This window comes from Blastococcus capsensis, from assembly GCF_030165005.1.
GTDB classification, from domain to species: Bacteria; Actinomycetota; Actinomycetes; order Mycobacteriales; family Geodermatophilaceae; genus Blastococcus; species Blastococcus capsensis.
Genome location: NZ_JASNNW010000015.1, coordinates 62,784 through 87,097, shown reverse-complemented (window position 1 = coordinate 87,097; position 24,314 = coordinate 62,784). Strand labels below are relative to the sequence as shown.

General features: G+C 73.3%; 22 protein-coding genes and 1 pseudogene. 8 read left to right on the top strand and 15 right to left on the bottom strand.

Annotated features, from left to right (window positions below):
* Window positions 1-79: 79 nt before the first annotated feature.
* Complete coding sequence (locus QOZ86_RS13930; RefSeq protein ID WP_284492575.1) at window positions 80-1,411, bottom strand: MFS transporter; 1,332 nt, start codon at window positions 1,409-1,411, stop codon at window positions 80-82.
* Between the two features lie 111 nt (window positions 1,412-1,522).
* Here QOZ86_RS13930 and QOZ86_RS13925 point away from each other — a divergent pair, with 111 nt between their 5' ends.
* Window positions 1,523-2,020: a cupin domain-containing protein gene (locus QOZ86_RS13925; RefSeq protein ID WP_284492574.1), complete on the top strand. Its 498-nt coding sequence runs from the start codon at window positions 1,523-1,525 to the stop codon at window positions 2,018-2,020.
* Window positions 2,021-2,137: 117 nt separating this feature from the next.
* Window positions 2,138-5,017 (top strand): FAD-binding and (Fe-S)-binding domain-containing protein, encoded by a 2,880-nt coding sequence (locus tag QOZ86_RS13920; protein WP_284492573.1) that lies wholly within the window; start codon window positions 2,138-2,140, stop codon window positions 5,015-5,017.
* Between the two features lie 10 nt (window positions 5,018-5,027).
* On the opposite strand, the gene QOZ86_RS13915 is transcribed toward QOZ86_RS13920, so the two are convergent.
* The 13 genes and pseudogenes from QOZ86_RS13915 to QOZ86_RS21335 all read right to left on the bottom strand — a co-directional run bounded on the left by QOZ86_RS13915 (window position 5,028) and on the right by QOZ86_RS21335 (window position 17,082).
* Entirely contained in the window at window positions 5,028-5,651 is a 624-nt protein-coding gene (locus QOZ86_RS13915; protein ID WP_284492572.1) for a GDSL-type esterase/lipase family protein, read from the bottom strand.
* A 48-nt stretch (window positions 5,652-5,699) separates the two neighbouring features.
* Complete coding sequence (locus QOZ86_RS13910; protein ID WP_284492571.1) at window positions 5,700-6,467, bottom strand: crotonase/enoyl-CoA hydratase family protein; 768 nt, start codon at window positions 6,465-6,467, stop codon at window positions 5,700-5,702.
* Window positions 6,468-6,598: 131 nt separating this feature from the next.
* The gene (fabG, locus tag QOZ86_RS13905; protein ID WP_284492570.1) at window positions 6,599-7,372 is read right to left on the bottom strand and encodes a 3-oxoacyl-ACP reductase FabG; all 774 of its coding nucleotides are present in this window, start codon (window positions 7,370-7,372) and stop codon (window positions 6,599-6,601) included.
* Window positions 7,373-7,474: 102 nt separating this feature from the next.
* Entirely contained in the window at window positions 7,475-7,918 is a 444-nt protein-coding gene (locus tag QOZ86_RS13900; RefSeq protein ID WP_284492569.1) for an ATP-binding protein, read from the bottom strand.
* Window positions 7,919-7,950: 32 nt separating this feature from the next.
* On the bottom strand, window positions 7,951-9,228 hold the full coding sequence (locus QOZ86_RS13895) for an AI-2E family transporter (protein ID WP_284492568.1): 1,278 nt from the start codon (window positions 9,226-9,228) through the stop codon (window positions 7,951-7,953).
* Window positions 9,229-9,290: 62 nt separating this feature from the next.
* On the bottom strand, window positions 9,291-9,689 hold the full coding sequence (locus tag QOZ86_RS13890; RefSeq protein WP_284492567.1) for an ankyrin repeat domain-containing protein: 399 nt from the start codon (window positions 9,687-9,689) through the stop codon (window positions 9,291-9,293).
* A gap of 63 nt (window positions 9,690-9,752) precedes the next feature.
* Window positions 9,753-10,505, bottom strand: a complete 753-nt coding sequence (locus tag QOZ86_RS13885) for a dienelactone hydrolase family protein (RefSeq protein WP_284492566.1) — start codon at window positions 10,503-10,505, stop codon at window positions 9,753-9,755.
* Window positions 10,506-10,614: 109 nt separating this feature from the next.
* Window positions 10,615-11,157 (bottom strand): hypothetical protein, encoded by a 543-nt coding sequence (locus QOZ86_RS13880; RefSeq protein ID WP_284492565.1) that lies wholly within the window; start codon window positions 11,155-11,157, stop codon window positions 10,615-10,617.
* Window positions 11,158-11,341: 184 nt separating this feature from the next.
* Window positions 11,342-11,581 (bottom strand): hypothetical protein, encoded by a 240-nt coding sequence (locus QOZ86_RS13875; RefSeq protein ID WP_284492564.1) that lies wholly within the window; start codon window positions 11,579-11,581, stop codon window positions 11,342-11,344.
* Window positions 11,582-11,681: 100 nt separating this feature from the next.
* On the bottom strand, window positions 11,682-12,758 hold the full coding sequence (gene nrfD / locus QOZ86_RS13870) for an NrfD/PsrC family molybdoenzyme membrane anchor subunit (RefSeq protein WP_284492563.1): 1,077 nt from the start codon (window positions 12,756-12,758) through the stop codon (window positions 11,682-11,684).
* On the bottom strand, window positions 12,755-13,792 hold the full coding sequence (locus tag QOZ86_RS13865; protein WP_284492562.1) for a 4Fe-4S dicluster domain-containing protein: 1,038 nt from the start codon (window positions 13,790-13,792) through the stop codon (window positions 12,755-12,757). Before QOZ86_RS13865 ends, nrfD begins: the two co-directional genes overlap by 4 nt.
* Window positions 13,789-16,509: pseudogene (fdh, locus tag QOZ86_RS13860) on the bottom strand (formate dehydrogenase); the annotation flags it as partial. The gene QOZ86_RS13865 and the pseudogene fdh, both read right to left, overlap by 4 nt.
* Window positions 16,510-16,521: 12 nt before the next feature.
* Window positions 16,522-17,082 carry a hypothetical protein gene (locus tag QOZ86_RS21335; RefSeq protein WP_489433518.1) on the bottom strand — a complete coding sequence of 187 codons (561 nt, stop codon included), beginning with the start codon at window positions 17,080-17,082 and terminating at the stop codon, window positions 16,522-16,524.
* Between the two features lie 184 nt (window positions 17,083-17,266).
* Here QOZ86_RS21335 and QOZ86_RS13855 point away from each other — a divergent pair, with 184 nt between their 5' ends.
* Window positions 17,267-18,736 carry a phytoene desaturase family protein gene (locus QOZ86_RS13855; RefSeq protein ID WP_284492561.1) on the top strand — a complete coding sequence of 490 codons (1,470 nt, stop codon included), beginning with the start codon at window positions 17,267-17,269 and terminating at the stop codon, window positions 18,734-18,736.
* Between the two features lie 86 nt (window positions 18,737-18,822).
* On the top strand, window positions 18,823-19,227 hold the full coding sequence (locus tag QOZ86_RS13850; protein WP_284492560.1) for a phage holin family protein: 405 nt from the start codon (window positions 18,823-18,825) through the stop codon (window positions 19,225-19,227).
* Window positions 19,228-19,237: 10 nt separating this feature from the next.
* Here QOZ86_RS13850 and QOZ86_RS13845 read toward each other — a convergent pair whose 3' ends face one another.
* The gene (locus QOZ86_RS13845) at window positions 19,238-20,155 is read right to left on the bottom strand and encodes a cytochrome c oxidase assembly protein (RefSeq protein WP_284492559.1); all 918 of its coding nucleotides are present in this window, start codon (window positions 20,153-20,155) and stop codon (window positions 19,238-19,240) included.
* A gap of 207 nt (window positions 20,156-20,362) precedes the next feature.
* Between QOZ86_RS13845 and coxB the strand changes: the two genes are divergently transcribed.
* Genes coxB through QOZ86_RS13825 form a run of 4 tightly spaced genes read left to right on the top strand, consistent with a single transcriptional unit; the run spans window position 20,363 to window position 24,310 of the window.
* Complete coding sequence (gene coxB, locus QOZ86_RS13840; protein WP_284492558.1) at window positions 20,363-21,322, top strand: cytochrome c oxidase subunit II; 960 nt, start codon at window positions 20,363-20,365, stop codon at window positions 21,320-21,322.
* On the top strand, window positions 21,319-23,223 hold the full coding sequence (gene ctaD / locus QOZ86_RS13835) for a cytochrome c oxidase subunit I (protein ID WP_284492557.1): 1,905 nt from the start codon (window positions 21,319-21,321) through the stop codon (window positions 23,221-23,223). Before coxB ends, ctaD begins: the two co-directional genes overlap by 4 nt.
* Window positions 23,220-23,828 (top strand): cytochrome c oxidase subunit 3, encoded by a 609-nt coding sequence (locus QOZ86_RS13830; RefSeq protein ID WP_284492556.1) that lies wholly within the window; start codon window positions 23,220-23,222, stop codon window positions 23,826-23,828. Before ctaD ends, QOZ86_RS13830 begins: the two co-directional genes overlap by 4 nt.
* Window positions 23,825-24,310 (top strand): hypothetical protein, encoded by a 486-nt coding sequence (locus QOZ86_RS13825; protein WP_284492555.1) that lies wholly within the window; start codon window positions 23,825-23,827, stop codon window positions 24,308-24,310. The genes QOZ86_RS13830 and QOZ86_RS13825 overlap by 4 nt, the downstream gene beginning before the upstream one ends.
* Window positions 24,311-24,314: the final 4 nt, after the last annotated feature.

The window sequence follows — 24,314 nt, the reverse complement described above, 5'->3', positions numbered from 1 at the left end:
GGATGGCGGGCCAGGGGGCAACCGCGAGGGGCGCGCCGCCCACCGCCCGCCGTCGTGACCGGAGTGCGGCCCTGACCGCTCAGCGGTAGGCGGAGGTGCTGCGCAGCCTTGCCCGCACGGCGGCGTGCAACGGCGTCAGCACGACGCCGTCCCGGGCCAGCCGCGCACGGAGCTCCCGTCGATGGCGGAGGACACCCACCAGGCCGATGGCCCAGAACAGGTACTGGGTGGCGAACGCCGCCCGGAAGGCGTCCAGGTCGTAGTCCGCCGAGGCGCCCGGGGTGAGGACGTCGAGGACCGCCCCCACGGCCAGGATGGTGAGCAACGAGGCCACGAACCCGCCCACGTTCACCACGCCGCTGGCGCTGCCGTGCCGCTCCGCCGGGTTCTCCGTGCGGGCGAAGTCGAAGCCGATCATCGAGCCGGGCCCGTTGGTGCCGAGCACCGCCACGAGCAGCACGAGCAACGGCAGGGGCGCGCGTCCGGGCCAGAGGAGGACCACGGTCCACACCGTCGCGGTCGCCGCCAGGATGCCGAAGACCAGGGCCGAACGGCGCAGCGGCCAGCGGCCGCACAGCCGCCCGAAGACCGGCCCGACACCCATGCCCACGAGGACCAGCAGGGTGAGCAACCCGGCCGCCGTGCCGGGGGCCAACCCCTGCCCGACGACGAGGAACGGGTAACCCCAGAGCAGCGCGAACACCGTGCCCGAGAACTGCGTGACCAGGTGCGTGTACAGGCCGATGCGGGTGCCCGGCTCCCGCCACGTCTCTCCGAGGCCGCGGCGCAGCTGGGCCAGCCCGGTCGCGGCCGGCCGCGGCGTGCCGTCCGGGGCATCGCGCAGCGCGAGCAGCACCAGGAGCGCCACCAGCACGCCGGTCGCCGCGGCACCCACGAACGTCGCCGTCCACGACGTCGCGTGCAGCAGCGTCACCAGCGGGTACGCGGCGACGATCGAGCCGACCTGCCCGAGGATGCCGGTCAGCTGGGTGACCAGCGGGGCCGCCGTCCCGGGGAACCAGAGCGAGACGATGCGGAGCACGCTGATGAAGGTCATCGCGTCGCCGGCGCCCACCAGCACCCGCGCAGCGACGGCCGTGGGGACGTCGGTGGCGAGGCCGAGCAGCAGCTGACCGACGGCCATCGTCACCGCACCGGTCAGGATCATCCGGCGCGAGCCCCACGCGTCCAGCAGCACACCCACCGGCACCTGCAGCCCGGCGTAGACGGCCAGCTGCAGCACCAGGAAGAGCGACACCGCCGAGGCACCGGCGGAGAAGCGCTCCTGCGCCTCGACCGTCGCCACGCCGAGCGAGGAGCGGTGGAACACCGCCACCGCGTAGGCGAGCAGTCCGATTCCCCACATCGCACAGGCACGGACCGACGGCCGGGTCGCGGGGACGGAGGTCACCTGGGGATGACACCGGAGGGTGTCCAGCCCTTCCCGGCGGGCGTGGTGAGTTCACTCACCACCGCGTCCGACGCGTGCTCCGCACCGCCGGGTGGCCGACGACTACTCCCGGTGCCGACCGGGCAGGAGCAGGCCGTCACCGGCCCGGTCCGCCCCGAGGTGGACCGGACCGCAGCCGCCGCCCGCGAGACGAGAGGAGCGCCGTCCATGGCGTCCGTCATCCACTACACGATCGCGACCGAAGCAGAGAAGAGCCCCGACTTCCGCCGGGTCCTCTGGACCGGCACGAACACCCAGCTGGTGATCATGACGATCCCGAAGGGCGGGGAGATCGGCGAGGAGACCCACGAGGACATCGACCAGATCCTCACCTTCGTCAGCGGGACCGGCAAGGCGATCATCTCGGGCTCGGAGAAGAACGTCGCGCAGGGCGACCTCGTCGTCGTCCCGGCCGGGACGAAGCACAACTTCGTCAACACCGGTGAGAACCCGCTGATCCTCTACACCGTCTACGGCCCGCCCGAGCACGCCGACGGCGCGGTGCACAGGACGAAGGACGAGGCCGACGAGGCCGAGGAGTCGGGCGAGGACGAGCCCCCCACGGCCTGAGCGACCCGCACCCACCACCGGCGGCGGCCGGGCACTCCGGCGCCCGGCCACCGCCGTCTCCGGGCACCCGCCACCCGGGTGCGACCGGCCTCCTGCCCAGGGACCAGACTCCTCGCCATGAGCGCTCCGGTCACCGGCTCCCCGACTACTCGTGAGGAGGCGGGCCGCACGGTCGTCGCCGAGCTCCGCCGCGCCGGCATCGGCGACGTCGACGACTCCGGGCTGGCCCGGGCCCTCTACTCCTCCGACGCATCGCTGTACCGCGTGCTGCCCCGGGCCGTGGTCCGGCCCCGGCATCCCGACGAGGTCGTGGCGACGCTCGAGGTGTGCCGGTCCCTCGGGGTCCCACTCACCGCCCGGGGTGCCGGGACGTCGATCGCGGGGAACGCCGTCGGCACCGGCGTCGTCCTGGACACCAGCCGGCACCTCGACCGGGTGCGTGCCATCGACCGGGAGGCCCGGACGGCCACCGTGGATCCCGGGGTGGTGCAGGCGGCGCTGCAGACCGCCGCCCGACCGTACGGGCTGCGCTTCGGCCCCGACCCGAGCACGCACAACCGCTGCACCGTCGGCGGGATGATCGGCAACAACGCCTGCGGCTCCCGGGCGCTGGGCTACGGCCGGACGTCGGACAACGTGGTGGCCCTGGACGTGGTCACCGGCAGCGGCACCCGCCTGACCGTCGGCCCGGGCACCGGGCCGCGCGACGGCGTCCTCGCCGACCTGCACCGCCTGGTCGCCGCCGAGCTCGCCACCATCCGCACCGAGTTCGGCCGCTTCGGCCGGCAGGTGTCGGGCTACTCGCTGGAGCACCTGCTGCCCGAGCGGGGCTTCGACGTGGCCCGGGCGCTCGTCGGCAGCGAGGGCACGCTCGCGGTGGTGCTGGGCGCGACGGTGCGGCTGGTCACCGACGCCCCGGTGCGCGGCCTGGTCGTGCTGGGCTACCCCACGATGGCCGACGCGGCCGACGCCACCCCGGGGCTGCTCCCGCACGAACCCACGGCGGTCGAGGGACTCGACTCCCGCATGGTGCAGCGGCTGCGGGACGTGCCGGCGGCCACCGTCCCCGAGCTGCCCCGCGGGGAAGGCTGGCTGGTCGTCGAGCTGACGGGGGAGACCGTGGCCGAGGTGGTGGACAAGGCCCGCGGGGTGCTGGCCGACGCCGGCGCGCTGGACTCCCTCGTCGTCACCGACCCGGCGGAGGCCGCGGCGATCTGGCGGATCCGCGAGGACGGCGCCGGGCTCGCCGCCCGCACCAGCGACGGGCACCCCGCGCACGCCGGCTGGGAGGACGCCGCCGTCCCGGTGGAGCGGCTCGGCGCCTACCTGCGCGAGTTCGACGCCCTGCTGGACCAGCACGGTCTGCAGTGCGTGCCGTACGGCCACTTCGGCGACGGCTGCGTGCACGGCCGGATCGACTTCCCCTTCGGCTCGGACTCCCGCCCCGACCGGGGACGGAGCGCCTACCGGGCCTTCGTCGAGGACGCCGCCCGGCTGGTCGCCGGTTATGGGGGCTCGCTGTCCGGGGAGCACGGCGACGGCCGGGCCCGCAGCGAGCTGCTGCCGCACATGTACTCCCCCGCCGCCCTGTCGCTGTTCGAGCGGGTCAAGGGCCTGTTCGACCCGGCCGACGTGCTCAACCCGGGGGTGCTCGTGCGCCCGGCCCCCCTCGACGAGGACGTGCGGATGGCCGCCGCCCCGGTGCTGCGGAGGACCGACCTGCCCACCCTGGCCCTGGCCTACCGGCACGACGGCGGCGACTTCTCCGCCGCCGTGCACCGCTGCACCGGCGTCGGCAAGTGCCGGGCCGACCTGCAGTCCTCCGGCGGGGTCATGTGCCCGTCCTGGCCGGCGACCCGCGAGGAGAAGGACACGACCCGCGGCCGGGCGCGGGTGCTGCAGGAGATGCTCGCCCCGGGCGGCCCCGTGAAGGACTGGCGGTCGCCGGAGGTGCACGAGGCGCTGGACCTCTGCCTGTCCTGCAAGGGGTGCTCCCGCGACTGCCCCACCGGCGTGGACATGGCCTCCTACAAGGCGGAGGTGCTGCACCAGTCCTACCGGCGCCGGCTGCGGCCCCGCGCGCACTACACGCTGGGCCGGCTGCCGTCCTGGGCCGACCTCGCCGCACGGGCCCCCCGGGTGGTCAACGCCGTGCTCACCTCGCGCCTGGGCGGACGGCTGGCCAAGTGGGGGGCGGGCATGGACCAGCGGCGGGACGTTCCGCCGTTCGCGCCCCGCACGTTCCGGCAGCAGTGGGCCGAGCAGCCGCTGCGCGGCGACGGCGGGGTGGGCGGGCAGGCAGTAGCGCTGTGGGTCGACTCGTTCACCGACCACTTCGCTCCCGAGGTGGCCGTCGCCGCCGCGCGCGTGCTCACCGACGCGGGTTACCGGGTGGAGGTGCCCGGCGCGGACACCTGCTGCGGGCTCACCTGGATCACCACCGGCCAGCTCGACTCCGCCCGGCGCATCCTGGGCGGCACCGTGCGCGCCCTCGCCCCGCTCGCGGCGGCCGGCGTCCCGGTCGTCGGCATCGAGCCCTCCTGCACCGCCGTCCTCCGCAGCGAGGCGCTGGAGCTGGTGGGCGGGCCGGAGGCCGAGCAGGTCGCCGCCGCCACCCGCACCCTGGCCGAGTTGCTCGCCGCCACCCCCGGCTGGACGCCGCCGTCGCTGGACGGGCTGGAGATCGTCGCCCAGCCGCACTGCCACCACGCCTCGGTGCTCGGCTGGCAGGCCGATGCGAAGCTCCTCGAGCAGGCCGGTGCCCGCGTGACCCGGCTCGGCGGCTGCTGCGGGCTGGCCGGCAACTGGGGGGTGGAGCGCGGCCACCACGACGTCTCGGTGGCGGTCGCCGAGCAGCAGCTGCTACCCGCCGTCCGTGATCTGGCGCCCGACGCGGTGGTGCTGGCCGACGGCTTCTCCTGCCGGACGCAGCTGGACCAGCTGGCCGGCCGGCGGGGCCGGCACCTCGCCGAGCTGCTGGCGGAGCGGCTGCCCTGACCCGACGGGCTCAGGCCGCGGCGTCGTCCCGCCGGGCGCGGGCCGCGGTCAGGACGTAGGGGGCCAGGACCTCGGCGATGCGCCCGTAGCCGGCCGACGACGGGTGGAACCGGTCGCCGGAGAACAGCGCCGGATCGGTGACGAACGCACGGGCCACCTCGGCCGCCACCGCGGCGACCGTCGCGCCGCCGGCCAGGGCGACCTCGGCCTGCCGCTGCTGCAGGACCCCGCAGGCACCGCGGACGAGGGGGCGCAGCGCCGGGGGGACGAACGGCACCATCGACATGTCCGGTGCCGGGACGACGACGACATCGGTGCCGGCGGCACGCAGCGCGGTCACCGCGGCGGACAGTGCAGCGGCGGCCTGCTGCGCCGGCACGAAGCGGGCGAGGTCGTTGGCGCCGACGACCACGACGGCGAGGTCGGCGGCCAGCGGCAGCACCCGGCGGACCTGCGCGGCCAGGTCGCCCGAGACGGCACCGGGAACGGCGAGGACGTGCAGGTCGACGTCGAACCCGTCGTCGGCGAGCACACGGGTCAGCCGTGGGCCGAGGGCATCGGACGGTCGGGCGGCGCCGGTGCCGAACGCGAGGGAGTCACCGAGGAGGGCGAGGCGGAGAGCTGTGCGGACCACGCCCGGTGCAACGCCGGGTCGGGCGCCGGCCATGCCGTTCCGGGCGGGTCAGCGGCCGCGCCAGACCGGCGCCCGCCGCTCGGCGAACGCGGTCGAGCCCTCGCGGGCGTCCTCGGAGGTGAACACCGGCCCGACGACCTCGTCGTGCCGGGCCCAGGCCTGCTCGGGTGACCAGCCGGGCGCCTCCTGGACGATCCGCTTGGTCGCCGCCACCGCGAGCGGACCGTTGGCGGCGATCGTCCCGGCGAGCTCCACGGCGGCGTCGACGGCGCCACGGTCGTCCACCAGGCGGTTGACCAGCCCGACGGCGGCCGCCCGCTCCGCGTCGATCGGCTCGCCCGTCAGCAGCAGCTCCAGCGCCACGGCGCGCGGGACGCGCTGCGGCAGCAGCAGCGCGGCGCCGCCGGCGGCCACCAGCGACCGCTTGACCTCCGGGACGCCGAACCGCGCCGCCCGGCCGGCGACGACCAGGTCGCAGGCGAGGACCAGCTCGAAGCCGCCGGCCAGCGCCCAGCCCTCGACGGCGGCGATCAGCGGCTTGCGCGGCGGCGTGCGGGTGATCCCGCACAGCCCCCGGCCGGGCAGCGACGGGCTCTCCCCGCGCAGGAACGCCTTCAGGTCCATCCCGGCCGAGAAGGTGCCTCCGGAGCCGGTGAGCACGCCGGTCCGCAGCTCCTCGTCGGCGTCCAGCTCGTCGACGGCGGCCGCGACCGCCGTGGCGACCTCGGCGTCGAGGGCGTTGCGCGCCGACGGCCGGTTGATGGTGATCACCTGGACGGCGCCGCGGCGCTCCACCAGGACCTTGCGCTCGTCCATGACGCCTCCTCGAGGGAAAAAAAGCGGAGCCGGGCGGCCGGTCCGGCCGCCCGGCCCACGCGACGGGATGGAACGGCCCCCGTGCAGGGCCCCGCCGCGAGCTCGCGAGCGGTGGGGGGCACGGGGTCCTTCTAGGCCTTGGGGCCACCGGCGGCGTAGACGACCTGCCCGGAGACGAAACCGGCGCCCTCGCTGACGAAGAACGACACCAGGTGCGCGATGTCCTCGGGCTGGCCGACGCGGGCCACCGGGATCATCGACGCGGCGCCCTTGATGAAGTCGTCGAACGGCACACCCATGCGGTCGGCGGTCGCCTTGGTCATCTCGGTCTGGATGAACCCCGGGGCGATGGCGTTGGCGGTGACGCCGAACTTGCCCAGCTCGATGGCGAGGGTCTTGGTGAAGCCCTGCAGGCCGGCCTTGGCCGTCGAGTAGTTGGCCTGCCCGCGGTTGCCCAGCGCCGAGGTGCTCGACAGGTTCACGATCCGGCCCCACTTGGCCTCGATCATGTGCTTCTGCGCGGCGCGGGTCATGAGGAAGGCACCCTTGAGGTGCACGTTCATGACGATGTCCCAGTCGGACTCACTCATCTTGAACAGCATGTTGTCGCGCAGGACGCCGGCGTTGTTGACCAGCACGGTCGGCGCACCCAGCTCGGTGGCGATGCGCTCGACGGCGGCCTCGACCTGCTCGGCGTCGCTGACGTCGGCCCCGATGGCCAGGGCCCGGCCGCCGGCGGCCTCGATCGCCTCGACGGTGCCCTTGGCCTGCCCCTCGTCCAGGTCGAGGACCGCCACGGCGAAGCCGTCCTGCGCCAGCCGCTGGGCGGTCGCCGCGCCGATGCCACGCGCCGCACCGGTCACGATGGCCACGTGGGGTGCCCCCGTGGTGCCTGCCTCGCTCATGAGAGTTCCCTTCGTCTCGGATGCCGACGGTCACCGGGGCGGGGAGCCCCGGCCCGCGGCGAGCTGTCCCCGACACGTTACGGCCGCGGGTACGGGGGTCCGTCACATGGTCAGGGAAGGGCTCTCCCCGGCGGACGGGCCGCTGCGGCTCCGGACGACGTCGACGCGGGCGAAACCCTCGTCGGTCGAGGGCGGGACCAGCCGGCCCCGGGTCCCGTACAGCCCGGCGAGCGGCACGCGTGCCCGTCCCTCGCGGCGGGCGTTGCGCTCCAGGCACAGCTCCAGCGGGGTGTCCAGCCACACCGCGCGCGCCGGTACGCCGGCCTGCCGGGCGAGCGCGACCAGCGGTGCCCGGTCCTCCGCTGCAGCATTCGTGTTGTCGACCACCACGCTGCGCCCGCCGGCCAACAGCTCCGCGACGACGCGCCGCTGACGGGCCTCGCGGCGCCGCGCGTTGGGCCAGTGGTCCTTGCTGACGACCGCGTGCGTGCCCGCGAGGTGGGCGGCGACCCACGAGGATTTGCCGCTGCCCTGCAGGCCCACCATGACCACGAGCTCCTGACCGGGCGCGGGCGCGGTCAGTCCTTCCCCACCACCTCGTCGGCAGGCTCCGCCACCCCGCGGGAGTGCAGCCGGCGCATCGAGGCCAGCGTCGCGTGCCGGTCGGCCATCCGCCGGCGGGCCCGCACGGTGCGGGGAGCCCGCGGCTCTTCCCGCAGCAGGGCGTCCAGCCAGTGTCCCCGCGGATCGACGTCGACCAGGAGCGCCTTCACCAGCAACGTCAGCGGGATGGCGAGCAGGGCACCGAGCGCGCCGAGCACCCAGCCCCAGAACAGCAGCGCGACGAAGGTGACGGTCACGGACAGGCCGACCGAGTCCCCCACGAACCGCGGCTGGATCAGGGTCTGGACGACGAAGTTCAGCAGCGAGTACACGACGAGGACCGCGACGAAGTCGCCCCAGCCACCGGCCAGCAGGCCCAGCACGGCCGGCGGCGCCACTCCCAGCAGGAAGCCGATGTTGGGCACGTAGTTGGTGATGAAGGCCAGCAGTCCCCACAGCGGCGCGGCCGGGACGTCCAGGAACGCGAGGGCGATGGCGTCGCCGACCGCCACGATCGCGCCGAAGACCGTGCTCACCAGCAGGTAGCTGCGGGTGCCGCGGGTGAACAGGGTCACCGCCACGGGCAGGTGCGGGCGCTCGGCACCCACCAGTGCCATGCGGCGGCGGACCCCACCGGACTCGATGGCCATGAAGACCAGGGCGGTGAGCAGCAGCACCAGGGTGCTGGCGGCGTCGGTGAGCCGGGCCAGCAGGCCGGTGGCCAGGCCGACCAGCGCGCTGTAGTCGAGTTGCGCGACCAGGTCGGAGAGCTGCCCGGAGAAGATGCCGGCGTCGTTCAGATCGGCGACGACGTCGTTGATCAGGGTCTGCGCCTGACCGGCGTAGTCCGGCAGCAGGGCGGCGAACTGCGCCACGGACACGACGAGCAGCGCGACGAAGGCCAGCAGCACGGTCCAGACCAGCAGCAGCAGGACCGTCGTCGCCACCCAGCGCGGCACGCCCAGCCGGCGCAGCCAGTGCTGCACCGGGGTGAGTGCGACGACGATCACCAGGGCGAGGAATACCGGAGCCACCAGCCAGGCGATGGCGCGCAACCCCGCGATGCCCAGCGTGGCGGCGGCCACCCCACCGACCAGCAGCAGCCAGCGGGGAACCGCCGGGGCCGCGCCGGTGGGCTCCGCGGGGACGGCGGCGGCCGCGGACAGGTCGGGACGGCTCTCCACGAGCCGGTCGGCCTCACGCCGACCCCGCGGCGGCGGGCCGGCGTCCGGCGCCTCAGGCCGTGCTGACATGCCGCCCTCTCCCTCGGTGGCGCCCCGCCTGTGGTCGGTGCCCACCGGCGGCCGGTCCGACGTTAGCCGCGCCCGTCCAGGAGCGCCGTCATTGCGGGGAGCTCGAAGAACTGCGCCGTCGCCCGGGCGCTCGGTACGCCGGCGTCGGGCTCGGCACCGGCGGCCACGAGCGCCTGCACGGTACCGGTCGACTGCTTGAACACCGCAGCGGCCAGCGCCGTCTGACCGCGGTCGTTCACCCGGCCGTGGTCGGCGCCGCGGGTCAGCAGCGCAGCCACCGTGTCGGCGTGCCCGTGGTAGGCGGCCAGGATGAGCAGGGTGTCGCCCTTGTCGTTGGTGAGGTTCACCGGCACGCCGGCGTCCACGTAGGCGGCGAGCTCCTCGGTGTGCCCACCACGGGCCAGGTCGAAGACCCGTCCGGCGAGTTCGACGACTCCGGGATCGATCGGCTGGCCGCTCACGACGCCCAGCCTAGGAGACCGGCGCCGTCCCGGCCGGGGACGACCGCGGGGCGGCGGCCGGGCTCACCGGCGGGTGACGCGGTCGGTCAGCGCCAGCACGTGCTCCCACGCGTCCCGGCAGGCGTCGGCCCACTCGTCGGAGGAACGGTCGAAGAAGGAGTGCGGCGCCCCGTCGTAGACGACGGCGTCCACGTCGGTGCCGGCCGCGCGCATCCGATCGGCCAAGGCCAGCTGGTCGTCGACCGGTGTCGCGGTGTCGGCCCCGGCGATCAGCATCACCGTTGGCAGCGCGGCGCGGTCGGCAGCGTCACCGACCAGCGAGGGCCGGCCGTAGAACCCCACGCACCCGGCGAGGTCCAGCTGTCCTGCGGCCAGCCGCCAGGAGTGGCTGCCCCCGAAGCAGAATCCGACGGTGACCACGGGGAGGTCGGCGCCGGCGCGGGCGCGCAGGTGCGCGACCGCCGCGGTGACGTCGGCGTCGATGCCCTCCGCCGTGGTCCGCGGGATGTGCGCCTGCCAGTCGAAGTCCTCCGGCCGCACGCCGTCCGGGCAGACCCCGGCCGTGCGGCCGAACCAGTCGATGGCCACCGCGGCCAGCCCGGCCTCGGCGAACCGCTCGGCCAGGGCCACGTAGTAGGGGTGCAGGCCGCGGATGTCGGGAAGCACGACGACACCCACCCGAGGTGGGGACGCCGGCGCGGCGTACGCGGCGGAGAACGCGGAGTCGTCGGCCGCCGTCAGGGTGAGCAGGCCGCGTTCGGCGACCTCACCGCTCCGGGGTGGTGCGGGTGGGCGGCTGTCGTGGGTGTGGCACACGGTTCGGTTCTACCGCGCCGGAGGCATCGCCGCCTGGTCCCGGCGGTACCGGTGCGCGGCCGCCGGGACGCCGGCGCAGGCCGGCAGAGGCGTGGCGACGCCGAGGACGTCAGTCCCCGGCAGCCTCGTCCGCGGACTCGGGCCGACCACCGAACACGTCGGCGGCGACCTCGCGGCGGGCATGGGTCAACCACTCGTGCTGCCTGTTGGCCTGCTCGATCAGCCCGTCGATGACATCCACGTCGACGCGGTCGTCGACCGCCGCCACCTCGCGCAGCGTCTCGAAACCGCTGCGCTTGGTCCGGACGGCGGAGGCGAGGAACTCGAACTCCACGAGCGAGCTCAGCGGCGAGCGGCTCATCAGCCGGCCGTTGAGCTTGATCCGGCTCAGCTTCTCCCCCACCCAGAGGCCCGCCTGCTTGTACCAGCGGATCGACAGCCCCAGCTCGGCCATGACGCCCTTGAGGAGGTCGTGCTCCTCGTGCAGTTCGTCGAGCAGTTGCTGGAGTCGCCCTCCGTAGACGCTGCCGCGGTGCGCTCCGATCATCCGCTTGACCAGTTCGATACCCCCCACCGAGGCAGCCAGGTGGTCGTTGCAGTAGATGGTCAGCAGCTCGGCATGGCGAATCCCGCCGCGGGTGGCTTCGGACACGGGAACTCCTTGGATCGTGACGGCCAACGGCCTGATTGTCATCGGCAACCGGTGACGTCGCACGCCAGCGACGAACTCTGCGGGCAGCCGGCCGCGCAGGAGCACCGTGACGGGCACGGATGCGGCCGCGCATGGTGCGCCGACGTAGGTGACGGCCCCTCAGGGTCGCGACGTGCGCGAGCGTTCAGAACCGCCAGGTCATCGGCGCGGCGCTCGTGACCATCCCCTGGTCCGATGCCCCATAGCCGGCATCCGCGCTCGCTCTGGCGGCGAAGTAGATCACCAGCCAGATCACCAGGACCACCAGGATGACGCCGACGACGAGCGCGAAGAGACGCCCCAGCGACCGTGGTCTGCGCTGCTCGGGATCGGCCGGCCGGCGGTTCTCGCGCCGGTGACCGGACCCGTCGGCCGGGCTTCCCATGAGTCCTCCTCCGGGGCGGGTCAGGTCGACGTGCCGGTACCCCGGTTCGTCGCCTCGTCGACAGATGGACCGCGGGCTGTGCGCCCGGAAGGGCACCGGGTCATGGCCCCGCCCCGGTGACCGCGGCCTTGCCCGATCCGGCGGTGTCCCGCTCACGGGCACGTGCTCGCTGCGGTTCGACGGTGTACTTGGGATCCCGCGCGCTGGCCATGCCGGCGTCGAAGATCCCGAACCGGGTGAGTACCGACCCGGTCGTCACCAGTGCCCCGCTTCCCACCGCGGCAGCCCGGCTGCGGCCGGCCAGGAGGGCCAGGCCCGCCCCGGTGGCCGTGCACCCGCGCGCCGCCTTCAGCAGCTTCCCCGCCCGGCCGGTCCGGTACGGCTCGCTGACCAGGCCGTGTCCGTGCTCGACGCGGTGCATCGCCGCGAGCTCGATCGCCGCGCCCATGGCCGCGACCTTGCGTGCGGGCCCCGCCTCGTCGAGCGGCGTGAGGGCCATGGTGATGCCCCCGCCCGCGGCCATGGCGGAGCCGGCGAAGACGAACGGCAGTTCCCGGTGCGCCTCGTGCCACGACGGGACGGCGGTGTTGGTCAGCAGTGCCGCCGTGTACGTCGTCATCGGCCCGCCCAGGACCGCTGCCCCGACGCCCGTGAACCGGCGCAGCAACGGGAACCAGCCCAGCAGGTGAGCGCCGGCCGTCGCGGTGGTCAGCGCGCTGAACGGCGCCAGGATCCACGACCCCACCGACAGCGGTGAGGTCGTCTTGAGCACCCGCAGCATGTTCAGGAACCGGCTCGGCTTGCCCAGGTCGTGGATGAGGAACCCCACCGAGGCGAGTGCCCCGCCGCCGGCGGTGAGATGCGCGACGCGGGCCAGCGCCGGGCGGCGCGTCCCCTCGGCCAGGGCGCCCAGGACGGCGGACGTCCCGGCGGCGCCCCCGAGGAACAGGTAGAGCGGCACGTCCGGCGTCTTCCACACCGGTGGCTTGATGACCGGCCGGCCGTAGTACGAGGTGAACTCGGCCTCGTCGACCATCGGGATCTCGCCGCGGCCTCCCCGGCGGCCGCCTCCGCGGCGCCGCCGCTCGCGGTCCTGCGCCGGCGGACCGTCGGCCCGCCGCCAGCCGGCACCCGGCACCCCGACTCCGGAGCCCTCGGGTGCTTCCCCCGCGGTCATCGACGCCGTCCCACGAAGGCCGAGGCGACCAGCCCGAGCACCATCGCCGCACCCGCGCCGACGGACTTCCACATCGCCGGCAGGTCGCGGGTGGTGACCACCGGGTCCGGTGGCAGGCCGTAGACCTCCGGTTCGTCCAGCAGCAGGAAGAACGCCCCCGCTCCCCCGACGCCGTCGGTCTCGTCCCGCCCGTAGAGCCGCGCCCCCTCCACGCCCTTGGCCTGCAGCGCCGCCAGCCGCTCGTCGGCGCGCGCCTGCAGCGCATCGAGATCGCCGAACTGGATCGACTCGGTCGGGCAGGCCGACGCGCAGGCCGGCTGCAGGCCGTCGGTCAGCCGGTCGTAGCAGAGCGTGCACTTGAACACCCGGCCGTCGTCCTGGCGCTGGTCGATCACCCCGTACGGGCAGGCGGGCACGCAGTAGCCGCAGCCGTTGCAGATGTCCTCCTGCACCACCACGGTGCCGAACTCGGTGCGGAACAGCGACCCGGTCGGGCAGACGTCCAGGCAGGCCGCATGGGTGCAGTGCTTGCAGACGTCGGAGGACATCAGCCAGCGGATCTCCCGGTCCCCCGAGGACGTCTGCAACGGCGCCGACTGCTCCGCCGTCGTCGCCGACGCGGGCACCTGCGGATGCACGACCGGCGGGTCCTCGAGCGGCCGCTGCCCGCCGGCAGCGCCCGGGAGTCCGACCGTGGGCATCGGCAGGTCCACCGCACGGCTCTGCTCGACGAAGGCGACGTGCCGCCAGCTGTTCGCGCCGAGCATCCCGGTGTTGTCGTAGGACGCCCCGGTCAGGCCCAGGGCGTCGACCGTGCCCTCAGCGTCGTCCATGGGCAGGAGGTTCCACTCCTTGCACGCCACCTCGCATGCCTTGCAGCCGATGCACACCGAGGTGTCGGTGAAGAAACCGACGCGGGCGGGGTGGTCGTCGGCGTAGCCGCGGTCGCCGGTGACGTCGGGAACCGGGCCGAACAGCCGGTTTCCCGGATCCTCGCCGGTGAACGCCGCGCTGGCCGAACTGATCGTCGTCATGACCGCTCCTCGATCGGGGCTCGTCCGTTGGGGCCCAGCCGGCCGCTCGCGACCCCCGCCCGCCGGCGGTAGCCCTCCACGAACTCGACCAGTTCCGGTCCCCGCGGCCGCCGGCCGGGCCGGATGTCGCAGGTGGCGACCTTGGACTCCTGGATGTGCACGTTGGGGTCCATCACCACGCCGAGCAGGTCGTTGGCCGAGTCGCCGGTCGTGATGCCGTTCTTGCCCCAGTGGTACGGGAGGCCGATCTGGTGCACCTCCCGCCCGGCGACCCGCAGCGGCCGCATCCGCTCGGTGACCAGGACCCGCGCCTCGATGGCGCTGCGCGTGCTGACCAGCGTCGCCCAGCCCAGGTGCTCCAGCCCCCGCTCCGCGGCCAGCTGGGGGCTCACCTCGCAGAAGAACTCCGGCTGCAGCTCGGCCAGGTACTCCAGGGTCCGGCTCATCCCGCCGGCGGTGTGGTGCTCGGTCAGCCGGTAGGTGGTGACGACGAACGGGAACGCGTCGCTCATCGCGGGGTTGGCCCGGTTCCAGGCGCCCCGGAGCTCCTTGCGCGACGGGTTCGCCTGCCGGGAGTACAGCGGGTTGGGCACCGGCGACTCGGCCGGCTCGTAGTGGGTCGGCATCGGTCCGTCGGCCAGCCCCGCCGGCACGAACAGCCAGGCCTTGCCGTCGCCCTGCATGATGAACGGGTCGGTGCCACCGAGGGCGTCCTCGGCCTCGGCGCCCTCCGGCGGCACGTGGTCCGGCCGCTTGGTGGCCTGGAAGTCCGGGACGTCGGGGCCGCTCCACCTGCCGGCGTCCTCGTCCCAGTAGACGTACTTCTTGCGCTCGCTCCACGGCTTGCCGTCCGGATCGGCGGAGGCCCGGTTGTACAGGATCCGCCGGTTCATGGGCCACGCCCAGCCCCACTCCGCCGCCACCAGGTCCTGCTCGAGGTGTGGCTTCTTGCGGTTGGCCTGGTTCACCTCGTCGGCGAACACCCCGGAGTAGATCCAGCAGCCGCAGCTGGTCGAGCCGTCGTCCTTCAATGCGGTGTAGCCGTCCACCGCCGTGCCGTCCGGTCCGGTGCCGCTGATCTCGCGGAGCACCCCGTGCGCGCTGGGCTCGGCCAGGGGGCCGTGGGTCGGGTAGTCCCAGGTGAGGTCCAGGATCGGCCGGTCCCGCGGGTCGGTCGACCCGGCGAGCTTCTCCCGGATCAGCCGACCGAGGTGGAAGTAGAACCACAGGTCGCTGCGGCAGTCCCCGGGGGGCTCCACCGCCTGGGAGTGCCACTGCAGGAGCCGCTGGGTGTTGGTGAACGAACCGTCCTTCTCCACGTGCGCGGCGGCCGGGAGGAAGAAGACCTCGGTGCCGATCCCCTCGGTCGTCAGCTCACCGGTCTCGATCTCCGGGCCGCTCTCCCAGAAGGTGGCCGACTCGATCAGCTGCAGGTCGCGGACGACGAGCCACTCGAGGTTGGCCAGCCCGAGCCGCGCCATCTTGGCGTTGGCGTGCCCGACCGCCGGGTTCTCCCCGACCAGGAAGTAGCCGGGCACGGTGCCCTGGATCTGCTGGGCGACCGTCTGGTACGAGCTGTGGTCGCCGGTCAGCCGCGGCAGGTAGCCGAAGCAGAAGTCGTTCTCCGGCTGCGCGGCGTCGCCCCACCAGGCCTTCAGCAGGCTGACCGCGTACTTCTTCATGTTGCCCCAGTAGCCGACGGAGCCGGCCGCCTCGGCGATGAAGTCGTCGAAACTGGCGTCCTCGCGGGCGTGCGGCATCGGGATGTAGCCGGGAAGGATGTTGTACAGCGTCGGGATGTCGGTCGACCCCTGGATGCTGGCGTGCCCGCGGAGCGCCAGGATGCCGCCGCCGGGCCGGCCCATGTTCCCCAGCAGCGCCTGCAGGACGCTGGCGGCGCGGATGTACTGGACCCCCACGGTGTGGTGGGTCCAGCCCACCGAGTAGACGAAGGCGCTGGTGCGCTCGCGGCCGGAGTTGCTGGTGAGCGCCTCGGCCACTTTCAGGAACAGCTGTGGCTCGATGCCGCACACCTCGTGCACCATCTCCGGGGTGTAACGGGCGTAGTGCCGCTTGAGCACCTGGAAGACGCAACGCGGGTGCTGCAGCGTCTCGTCGCGCCGGGGCTTCCCGCCGACGGGGATGCCGCCACTGCCGGACTGCTCCGAGGCGCCCTGCTCGTGTTCCTCCGCATCCGAGTCCTGGCCGGACTCGGCACCGACCGAGGCGCCGGAAGCCCCCGGCTTGGGCGACTGGCGCTGGCCGGCCGCGGCGGTGACCTCGACCCCCTCGTACTGCCAGGTGGTCTCGTCGTACTTCCCCTGCTCCGGGTCGTAGCCGGAGAACAGCCCGTCGAGGTCCTCGGTGTCCTGGAAGTCCTCCCGCAGGATCGCGGCCGCGTTGGTGTAGGCGGCGACGTACTCGCGGAACTCCAGCTCGTGCTGCAGGACGTAGTTGATCAGGCCACCGAGGAAAGCGATGTCCGAACCTGCGCGCAGCGGCACGTGCAGGTCGGCCAGCGCGCTGGTCCGGGTGAACCGCGGGTCGACGTGGATGACCGTGGCACCGCGCGCCTTGGCCTCCATCACCCACTGGAAGCCCACCGGGTGGGCCTCGGCCATGTTCGAGCCCTCGATGACGATGCAGTCCGAGTTGGCCAGGTCCTGCTGGAACGTCGTGGCGCCGCCACGACCGAACGAGGTCCCCAGACCGGGGACCGTCGAGGAGTGCTATATGCGGGCCTGGTTCTCGACCTGGACGGCGCCCATCGCCGTGTAGAGCTTCTTCATGAGGTAGTTCTCCTCGTTGTCGAGGGTCGCCCCTCCGAGGCTCGCTATCCCCATCGTCCGGTTGACCGGCTTGCTGTCCTGCTCGTCCTGCCAGGTCTCGCGGCGGGTCTTCAGCACCCGGTCGGCGATCATGTCCATCGCCGTGTCCAGATCGAGGTCCTCCCACTCCGTCCCGTGCGGACGGCGGTACCTGACCGTCGTCTGGCGGGTGGCGCTGGTGACCAGGCTCTTGCTGGCCGCACCCTTCGGGCACAGCCGGCCGCGGCTGATCGGCGAGTCCGGGTCGCCCTCGATCTGGACGACCTGCTCGTCCTTGACGAACACGCGCTGCGAGCAGCCGACGGCGCAGTAGGGGCAGACGCTCTGGACGACCCGGTCGGCGGTCGCGGTCCGCGGCGTGAGGGTGTCGGTCCGTTTGCTGCGTACCGACTCACCGCGACCCGAGGGATCGGAGCCGGTCAGCTGCCGGAACACCGGCCACGCATCCAGCCAGGTCTTCATGAAGTCCTCCCGTGGCAGTTCTCCCCGTGGACGGCGGACGGGTCGCCGGCGGTGCCGGCCCGGTACCGGCCAGAGCAGCCCGCCGCCGGCCCGACGTTCCCGACCCTAGTTCCGGCCCGGCCTGCCCGCATGTCCCCGGCCGGCCCGGTGGCCGGCCGGGCCCGGCTCGCCGAACATGGGCCGGATGAACGGGAAGCCGGATGCCGTCGTCGTCGGAGCTGGGCCCAACGGGCTGGCCGCAGCCCTGCGCCTGGCGGCCGCCGGGCTGCGGGTCCAGGTCGTCGAGCGGAACGCACGGGCCGGCGGGGGGATCCGGACGGCGGAGCTGACCCGACCTGGCTTCGCCCACGACATCTGCGCGTCGGTGCACCCGATGGCCGCCGCGGCCCCGTTCTTCCGTGAGTTCGACCTCCCCAGCCGGGGGGTGCGCCTGCTCCACCCGGACATCCCCTACGCCCATCCGCTCGACGGCGGGCGCGCAGCGCTGGCCCGACCATCGCTGGAGGAGACCGCGGAGGCTTTCGGGCCCGACGGGCCGGCCTACCGGCGGCTCCTCGGCCCGCTGGTCGAGCACGGCGACGAGGTGGTCGACTTCATCCTGGGCAGCGCGTTCCGCCGGCCTCCGACGCACGGCATCCCGGCGCTCGGGATGTTCGCGGTCAACGGGTTGCCCAACGTCCGGTGGCTGATGCGTCGCTGGTTCCGGACCGATGAGCCGGGAGCTCTGCTCGCCGGTGCGGCAGCCCACGGGATGCTGCCCCTCACGCGCGCCCTGACCGGAGGGCTGGGGTTGCTGCTGGGCATGCTGGCGCACCACGCGGGCTGGCCGCTGGTGCAGGGCGGGTCGCAGCGGATGGCCGATGCGATGGTGACCGCCCTCGAGGAGCAGGGTGGCGAGGTGGCCACCGATCACGAGGTCACCGACCTGCGCGAGTTCGACGGCGTGCCCGCCGTCCTGCTGGACACGACACCCTCGGCCTTCGTGCGGATGGCCGGCGATCGCGTGCACGAGGGCTACCGGCGTTGGGTGTCCCGCTACCGGCACGGGCCCGGGGTCTTCAAGGTGGACTGGGCACTGTCCGAACCGGTGCCCTGGACCAACCCCGCGGTCCGCCGGGCCGCCACCGTGCACCTGGCCGGAACGCTCGAGGAGACGGTCGCCGCCGAGTCCGCCGCGGCGGCCGGCCGGCACGCCGAGCGGCCGTTCGTGCTCGCCGTCCAGCCCACCGTGGTGGACAGGACCAGGGCGCCGTCCGGCCGGCACGTGCTCTGGGCGTACGTCCACGTCCCGCACGGTTCCGACGTCGACATGACCGATCGGATCGAGGCGCAGATCGAACGGTTCGCCCCCGGCTTCCGGGACACCGTCCTCGACCGGCACACCACGAACGCGCGGCAGCTGGAGGCGTACAACCCGAACAACGTCGGCGGTGAGATCTCCAACGGTGAGGCCTCCCTGTGGCAGATGCTCGCCCGCCCGGTGCCGCGGTGGAATCCCTACAAGACGCCCCTCCGGGGCACGTACCTGGCATCCGCTGCCACCCCGCCGGGACCTGCGGTGCACGGGATGTGCGGGGACAACGCCGCCCGTGTGGCGTTGCGCGAGGTCTTCGGCGTCGGGGAACCCCCTCCGCTGCGCCCCGCTCGTCCCTGACCCCGGGCGGGGGGCCCCGGCATCGGTTGGCGCGGGCACCCACGGGTAGGCCAGACCGGGTAGTTCCCAGCGCCGAGGAGGACCCGATGACCGAGAGCACGCCGGGCAGTTCGACCAGCGAGCTGCTGCAGTCGCTGAGCGCTGACCTCAGCGCCCTGGTCCGCCAGGAGCTCCAGCGGGCTCAGCAGGAGGTGACCGGCAAGGCCCGGCAGGCCGGTCGGGCCGGTGCGCTCCTCGGTGCCGCCGGGGTCCTGGGCGCGATGGCAGTCGGCAGTTCGACGGCTCTGCTGGTGCGCCTGCTGGACCGTCGGCTCTCCCCTCCCGCGTCGGCCGCCCTGGCGACCGGTCTGTACGCCGGCGGTGCCGCCGGCCTGGTGGCCGGCGCCCTCGCGGAGCTGCGCAGGGCCTGGCCGCTCGTGCCGGAGGAGACGGTGGCCGGCTTGCACGACGACGTCCGGGCCGCGGCGCCTCCCGGACGCCCGACGAGCTGAGAGGCCGCCGTCACGCGTCCAGCGACGCCCGCCGAGCCCCCGGGACCACGCGCTCCGAGGGACCCGGCACGGACGGGACGGGCGACTGCCGCTCCGTGTCACCGCCGGCACGGACCACCCGCCACAGCAGGACGACGACGGCCAGCAGGTAGACCGGCATACCGGCCATCCACATGACCGCACCGGCCACCTGCTGGTCGACCACCGCGTCGAAGCCGTGCTCGGCGGCCGTTCCGACGTAGACGTCGTACCAGGGCGTCGTCGAGAACAGCATGACGCCGCCGAGCACCGCCTCGCCCAACGCCGGGATCAGCACGGCGACCAGACCCGCCACCAGTTGCCCCAGGCGCCGGCGCGGAACGCGGAGCACGTTCCACCAGAAGACCAGGGCGGCCACCAGGAAGGTGAGGTGCTCCGCGATGTGCACCGGCGTCGACAGGACGGCGGCCTCGTACGCGGCCGGCAGGTGCCAGGCCAGGACGACGGCCAGGTAGAGGACCGCGACGACCAGGACGACCGCGGGGTGGCGGGCCCCCCGCACGAGCCGCGCCCACGGCCGGGCGACGAGCGACCGGGCCGGCTCGGGCAGGGCCGCGATGATCCGGGGCAGCGGGTCGGCGAGCACGAGCAGCGGTGCGACCACGAGGGTAAGGAGCAGGTGCTGGACCATGTGGGCCAGGAGGTAGTCCTCGCCGAGCCGATCGATCGGTGAGGCCAGCGCCGCAGCGAGCGCGACGATGCCGAGGACCCATGCCACTCCCGGCCCGGCGGTGGTCCACGGCGACCGGCGGCGCGGCGCCGCCCAGGCGAGCAGGCACGGATAGCCGACGGCGACCGACCCGAGGAACGCCAGCGGCAGCACCGGCCAGTCCGCCGCCGCCCCGCCCACGTGGGCGAGGACGCTGCCCGTCGTCCTGTCCTCGGTCACCGGCGTCCTCTGGTCATGGCCTCGTCGAGCACCCCGTCCGTCTCCAGGATCTCGTGCCGGCCACCCACCGCAGCCGGTCGACCCGCCCAGGTGTTCCGGGTCCGTCACCTGCGGTTGTGCTGCGGTGCGGAGCCGCTAGGGTCGCAACGGTACGGGGACGGCGCACCCGGCCGCCCTGCGCACCGGCACGACAGGGGGTCTGCGATCTTGTCCACCGAAGCCCTGCCGGTGGCGGCGCCGGCGCCGGGCTCGGTGCTCGATCCCGTGGGCCCCGACGCCGCGTCCATCGCGGGTCTCACCTGGTTCATGATCGTCCTCGGGGGCCTGCTGTGGCTGGCCACGGTCGTGTTCCTCGTCCTCGCGCTGCGGCATCGTGCGCACCGGGCACCCCGGCGCAACACCCGGGGCGCCAAGGCCTTCATCGCGGTGTGGGGCGTGGTCATCCCGATGATCGTCCTGCCCGCGGTGTTCGCCTACAGCCTCGTGGTGGGCATCGGCATCTCCCGGCCCGCACCACCGGAGGCCCTGGACATCGAGGTCGTCGGCTACCAGTTCTGGTGGGAGGTCCGCTATCCCGACAGCGGCGTGGTCACCGCCAACGAGGTGCACGTGCCCGTCGGCCGCCCGGTCCAGCTCCAGCTGACCTCCGCTGACGTGATCCACAGCCTCTGGGTGCCGCCCGTCTCCGGCAAGGTCGACCTGGTGCCGGGCCGGGAGAACACGATGACCTTCCAGGTCGACGAACCCGGCACCTACCTCGGCGAGTGCGCCGAGTTCTGCGGCATCCAGCACGCGCGGATGCAGTTCGTGCTGGTGGCCCTGCCGGAGGAGGAGTTCCAGGAGCACCTGCTCGCCTTGCGGCTGGCCTCCGGAACGCCGGACACCGACCTGGAGAGAGCCGGCCGGGACGTGTTCCTGGCCGCCTCCTGCGGCGACTGCCACCGCGTCGAGGACGTCAGCGAGGGAGGGGTGGCCCCGGCCCCCGACCTCACCCACCTGGCCTCGCGCGAGACGATCGCCGCCGGGATGCTGGAGAACAACCGCGGCAACCTGGCCGGCTGGATCCTCGATCCGCAAGGTCTCAAGCCGGGCGTGCGCATGCCGCCGAACAACCTCGGCGGCGACGAGCTGCAGGCGCTCCTCGCCTACCTGGAGAGCCTGGAATGACGCTGCTGCAGGCCCGACCCGGCACCGAGGACCGGCTGGCCGCGGCCTGGGCCACGCCCCGCGGTCTGGCCGGATCCCTGACCGCGCTCAACCACAAGCAGGTCGCCCAGCGATTCCTCGTCACCGCGTTCGTCTTCTTCGCCCTCGGCGGCATCCAGTCGCTGTTCATGCGCTGGCAGCTGGGCAGCGCGGAGAGCACGTTCCTCGACGCGCAGACCTACAACGAGCTGTTCACCATGCACGGCACGACGATGATGTTCCTCTTCGCCGTGCCCGTCGGCGAGGCCTTCGCGATGTACTTCCTGCCGCTGATGCTGGGCACCCGCGACCTGCCGTTTCCCCGGCTGACGGCGTTCGGCTACTACATCTACGTCTTCGGCGGGATCTTCCTCTACGCCAGCTTCCTCTTCGGCGAGGTGCCGGACGGCGGCTGGTTCTCCTACGTCCCGCTCACCGGCGCGGAGTACTCCCCCGGCTCGTCCATCGACTTCTGGCTGCTCGGCGTCACGTTCGTGGAGATCGCGACCATCGGCGGGGCCATCGAGCTGGTGGTCCTCATCCTCCGCAACCGGGCGCCCGGCATGAAGATCAGCCGGATGCCGCTGCTTTCCTGGAACGTCCTGGTCACCGGGGTGTCGATCATCTTCGCGTTCCCGCCGCTGGTCGTGGCCAGCGTGCTGCTGGAACTGGACCGCACGGTCGGCACCCACTTCTACGACCCCGCCACCGGTGGCGATGCGTTGCTGTGGCAGCACCTGTTCTGGTTCTTCGGGCATCCCGAGGTCTACATCGTCCTGCTGCCCGGGCTGGGCATCGTCTCCACGATCGTGCCGGTCCTCGCCCGCACCCGGATCGTCGGCTACAGCCTGATCGCCGTGTCGACCGTCGCGATCGGCATCCTCGGTTTCGGCGTCTGGGTGCACCACATGTTCACCACCGGCCTGCCCCAGCTCGGGCTCGCGTTCTTCTCCCTGGCCAGCCTCTTCATCCCCATCCCGAGCGCGATCCAGATCTCGGCGTGGATCGCGACCCTGTGGCAGGGACGCGTGGTGTGGAAGACGCCGCTGCTCTACATCGTGGGCTTCATCGTCATCTTCGTGGCCGGTGGCGTCACCGGCGTGATGGTCGCCTCCGTGCCGTTCGACCAGCAGGCGCACGACAGCTACTTCGTCGTCGCGCACTTCCACTACGTCCTCATCGGCGGGATGCTCTTCCCGGTGCTGGCCGGGCTGTACTTCTGGTTGCCCAAGATCACCGGCCGCATGCTGTCCGAACGCTCCGGCAAGGTGAGCTTCTGGCTCACCTTCGTCGGGTTCAACCTCACCTTCTTCCCGTTGCACATCACCGGGCTGCAGGGCATGCCCCGGCGCGTCTACACCTACGCGGAGGGCACCGGCTGGGAGACGACGCAGGCGCTGTCCACGATCGGCAGCATCGTGCTCACAACCGGGCTCCTGGCGACGCTCGGCAACGTCATCTCCAGCGTGCGGTACGGGGAACGGGCCGGCGACGACCCCTGGGGCGGCGAGACCCTCGACTGGTGGGTGAGCTCGCCGCCGCCGGCCTACAACTTCCGGGCCGTCCCGGAGGTCGCCGGCCGCTCCCCGCTGTGGGACACCCGGCCGTTCCAGCCGCGGTACGACCCGTCGACGTGGCAGCAGGAGCTGCTCGAGCCACCGGGCCAGGTGCGGCAGGTCGTGCTCACCAGCCTGCTCGACGCGGTGCCCGAGGAGGTGATCACCCTGCCGAAGCAGTCCTGGTGGCCGCTGCTGATGGCGTTGTTCCTCGTGCTGGCCCTGGGCGGCGTGCTCGTCTCGGTCTACCCGCTCTCGCTCGCGGGCCTCCTCGGCGCGGTGTGCGTCGGGATCGCGTGGACCTGGAGCAGGGAGGACGGATCGTGAGGACCAGCGGGTACGCCGGCGACCCGGCGCCCCGGCCCGCCCCGGCCATCGCGAGGGACTCCGGCTGGTGGGGGATGCAGCTGACCCTCTGGGTGCTGATCTCGATGCTGGCCGCGCTGATCTTCTCCTACTACTACCTTCGGTCCGGCGCCCAGGCATGGCCGCCGCCGCCGGCCGAGGACCCGGTCCTGTGGCGCACCGGGATCGCCTCGGCGCTGCTGGTCCTCAGCGCGGTGCCGACCGTGGTCGTCCACGTCGCGGCACGCTCCGGGCGCGCCGGTGGGCGGCTGCCCGCCGCGCTGGCCGCCGCACTGGTCCTCGGCGCGGCGTTCCTGGCCATCCAGTTGGCCGACTACCCGGCCAACGACATCGATCCGCAGCGGGACGTCTACGGCTCGCTGGTCCTGGCTCTCGCCGGGTTCCACCACATCAACGCCGTTCTCGTCCTCATCGGGTTCGCCGTCGTCGCCCTGAAGGTGCGCGGGGACCGGATGCGGCCGCGCGAGCAGCAGATGGCGGTCATCGTGGCCCACTACTGGTACTTCGTCGTCGGTTCCTGGCTGGTGATCGCCTTCACCCTCTACCTCACCCCGAGGTTCTGGTGACGGCGGCGACCCCGGAGACGAAGCGGCCGGGCGTCCGGCCGATCGTCTTCTGGTTCGCGGTGGCGGGTGGCACGGCTGCCTGGCTGCTGCACCTGCTGGTCGGCTACTGGACGATCGAGCTGAGCTGCCCGACCGAGGGCCTCGGGCTGCCGGTGTTCCTCGTGATCCTGACGGTGGTCCTCACGGCCGCCGTCGCCGCTGCCTGCTACGCGGCGTGGTGGACGCTGCGGCACCTGCCCGACCCCAGGACCGGCGAGGTGGAGGCCCCCGTCGCACCACGGCCGCCGCTGTGGCCGACGAGCGAACGCCGTCGGGTGCAGCGCGAGCAGGCGCGTGAGTACCCGGCCCGCGCCTGGGACGCCGTGCCGGACACTGCGCGCAACCGCTTCCTCGTCACCGGCGGCCTGTACATGAACCTGCTGTCGCTGGGCATGGTCGGGCTGGGGATCGTGCCCGTGCTGGCGATCGGACCGTGCTGGTGAGGGG

Coding starts and splice junctions, on each gene's coding strand:
- QOZ86_RS13865 (WP_284492562.1), bottom strand. CDS start 13,792: ATGACGACGATCAGTTCGGCCAGCGCGGCGTTCACCGGCGAGGATCCG.
- QOZ86_RS13920 (WP_284492573.1), top strand. CDS start 2,138: ATGAGCGCTCCGGTCACCGGCTCCCCGACTACTCGTGAGGAGGCGGGC.
- nrfD (WP_284492563.1), bottom strand. CDS start 12,758: ATGACCGCGGGGGAAGCACCCGAGGGCTCCGGAGTCGGGGTGCCGGGT.
- QOZ86_RS13875 (WP_284492564.1), bottom strand. CDS start 11,581: ATGGGAAGCCCGGCCGACGGGTCCGGTCACCGGCGCGAGAACCGCCGG.
- fabG (WP_284492570.1), bottom strand. CDS start 7,372: ATGAGCGAGGCAGGCACCACGGGGGCACCCCACGTGGCCATCGTGACC.
- QOZ86_RS21335 (WP_489433518.1), bottom strand. CDS start 17,082: ATGAAGACCTGGCTGGATGCGTGGCCGGTGTTCCGGCAGCTGACCGGC.
- ctaD (WP_284492557.1), top strand. CDS start 21,319: ATGACGCTGCTGCAGGCCCGACCCGGCACCGAGGACCGGCTGGCCGCG.
- QOZ86_RS13900 (WP_284492569.1), bottom strand. CDS start 7,918: ATGGTGGGCCTGCAGGGCAGCGGCAAATCCTCGTGGGTCGCCGCCCAC.
- QOZ86_RS13895 (WP_284492568.1), bottom strand. CDS start 9,228: ATGTCAGCACGGCCTGAGGCGCCGGACGCCGGCCCGCCGCCGCGGGGT.
- QOZ86_RS13850 (WP_284492560.1), top strand. CDS start 18,823: ATGACCGAGAGCACGCCGGGCAGTTCGACCAGCGAGCTGCTGCAGTCG.
- QOZ86_RS13855 (WP_284492561.1), top strand. CDS start 17,267: ATGAACGGGAAGCCGGATGCCGTCGTCGTCGGAGCTGGGCCCAACGGG.
- QOZ86_RS13910 (WP_284492571.1), bottom strand. CDS start 6,467: ATGGACGAGCGCAAGGTCCTGGTGGAGCGCCGCGGCGCCGTCCAGGTG.